This window comes from Streptococcus sp. SK140, from assembly GCF_000259525.1.
GTDB lineage: Bacteria > Bacillota > Bacilli > Lactobacillales > Streptococcaceae > Streptococcus.
The window spans coordinates 1-2,593 of sequence record NZ_AJML01000044.1 but is presented as its reverse complement, the minus strand read 5'-3'; the positions used below and the strand labels follow the sequence as shown (position 1 = coordinate 2,593).

Sequence of the window (2,593 nt, the reverse complement as noted above, 5' to 3'; positions counted from 1 at the left end):
TGGTGCTTGGAAATAAATTTTAAACAGAGAAAATCTACTGAGAAGGTAGATTTTCTTTTTTAGTTAATGAATATAGAATAAAGTAGATTAGAAATTTGGAGTTTTTTTCTCTATTGCTAACAATCTGCTTACAAAGATTAAACTTATTGTGACCCTTACTAGTAAGTGAAATGCTAGGTAAAGAGTCTTAAAAATAAGAAAAAGGCATAGTATCAGATGTTGAAAATAACTTGATACTATATGCCTTTTATTGTGGGAAGATTTACTTCATTTTATCCAGGAATCGTTTTTGACAAAACTTTTTTTGTTTTATTTGAGGATGTTTTAAGATTGTATTTTAGAAAAACAATTACAGAAGTGCTTAATACGGAATATAGTATAAATGCTGGTTCAAAGTGAAGTTTTGTATGCTTTTGTTTTTGTTGAGTATAAAATCTATTAATTAAGGTTGAACTACAAAAATTAATTTTATATGAAGTGAACTGTAGACTTTGAGGATGTCTCTTACTCGCTTTCAGAATGAATCGCTGATATAGGATTAAAAGAACTAAGTATTTCTTTTTGTTTTGAATGGGATACGTGAGTATAGATTTGTGTGACTGATATAGAACTGTGTCCAAGAATTTGTTGAATGTATCGAATATCTACATCATTATCCAGAAGCATTGTTGCAAAGCTATGTCTAAACATATGTGGTGTAATAGTTCTAGATAAGTTATTTTGTTCAACGATTCTCTTTAAAATTAAACGTACACTTTGCTCTGACAATGGTTTTGGCGAATGTTTCCCTGGAAATAGAAAACCATTGGATTCCTTCCCTATTTTATTTATATATATTTCTAATAAATTAAATGTTGTTTGGTCTCCTAAAAATATGATACGTTCTTTCTTCCCCTTCCCTATAATATGAAGTGTCTTATTGGAAAGATTAATATCTTTGAGATGAATGTGACAAAGTTCAGAAATTCTGATACCCGTCGAAAGTAAAAGAGAAATGATTAATAGATTTCTTTCAGCTTTTTGTTTTTGAAAGTCAGTTTTAGAAATAATTACTCTCTGCTCTAAATATAAAAAAATATTTTTCAAAATATTATACGGAATCGTTTTAGGCAATATTTTTTCAGTTCTAAATTGAAAGCGCAATTGATTGAAGGGATTCTCTTCAATTATGTTCTGGTATTTTAGATAATTATAAAACACCTTCATACAAGCAATTTTTCTTCTTAGTGTATTCGTTTTTATGTTAGATTGTGTCAAGTGTTCGATATAGGATTCGACATTATCATAGTTTGAGTTATAAAATTGCATAAGATCATTTTTATAAGCTCGAATCGTATGTGAACTCAAACGTTTATGAGTTTTGCAATAATCTAAGTAAGTAGAAATAAGTTTATAATCCATGAAAATCTCCTTCATCAATAATCATGCTATTATAAACCTATTTGGGTGCTTTGTATAGTGATAATAAATAGTTATCGATAGGAGAAATAAGTGTATATAACTAATAAGTTTGAAGGAAAAATTTATCAGAGATTGAATAAAATTCTTGAATCATATAATCAAGATCAAAATAGTATCATAAATCTTGCTGCTTGTATTAGCTATCCATTCAACGAAGTATTAAAAATACAAAGCTTTCCACTTTCTACACTTCCAACTGAAGGCGTTGTTGAAAAACGTTATTTTCCTCATTGTACTTCATTAGATGATATTGAATTATACGCTGAGGAATTGTGTTGCAAACTCTTTAATATAAGGTCCAATGATTATCGAGTTAGTTTACAACCAAATTCTGGAACTCAGGCTAATCAAATTGTTTATAATGGAGTTTTAGAAAGAGATGATTTTATTCTATCATTATCACCAAAAGACGGGGGACATATTTCACACACTTACACAGGTAGAGGTAAGGTTATATATTATCATTTAGATAATAATTTAAAAGTAGATTTTATTGAGCTAAGGGAATTATTAGAGCTATATAAACCCAAATTACTTGTTGTCGGTGCTTCATCGTATGGAAATGAGTTTAATTATAAAAAAATTTATAAGACGGTTAAAGAAACTAGTCCTGACACTCTCATATTGGCAGATATCTGCCATAGTGTCTTGTATATTATGGCAGATATTCATCAGGCAATTTTCCCTTTTGTAGATTTTGCTACTTTTACAATGGATAAGTGTTTACGTGGACCTCAAGGAGGTGTGCTAGTTTATCGTAGCTCTTTTGAAAGAGAAATAAGTTATTCTATTTTTCCTAGAACTCAAGGGGGTCCGACACAATCTGCATTATTTGCTAAATGTATATGTTTAATTAAATTATTGTCAATAGATATTCAAAGTTATGCTAAAGAAGTCCTTAAAAATACTCAACTGTTAATAGATTGCTTAACTAGCTATGGAATCGATGTCATCTATAAACAGTCAAAAACTCATGTTGTTTTAATCAACTTATCAAATCTAAACTTTAATGGTAAAGAAGCAGAAGAGTTACTTTTCGAGCATAGAATATTGGTTAATCGTAATCAAATTCCGAATGATATATATGGTCCAATGACTACTTCAGGAATTAGGTTAGGAACAGTTGGTATTA

The 2,593-nt window shown here is 29.2% G+C and carries 2 protein-coding genes; one reads left to right on the top strand and one right to left on the bottom strand.

What is annotated here, in order from left to right:
• Nucleotides 1–504: 504 nt before the first annotated feature.
• Nucleotides 505–1,401 (bottom strand): tyrosine-type recombinase/integrase, encoded by an 897-nt coding sequence (locus HMPREF1116_RS11160; RefSeq protein WP_000384887.1) that lies wholly within the window; start codon nucleotides 1,399–1,401, stop codon nucleotides 505–507.
• Nucleotides 1,402–1,491: 90 nt separating this feature from the next.
• Here HMPREF1116_RS11160 and HMPREF1116_RS11155 point away from each other — a divergent pair.
• The coding region (locus HMPREF1116_RS11155) for a hypothetical protein (protein WP_000276013.1) at nucleotides 1,492–2,593 on the top strand (1,102 nt) is incomplete at its 3' end.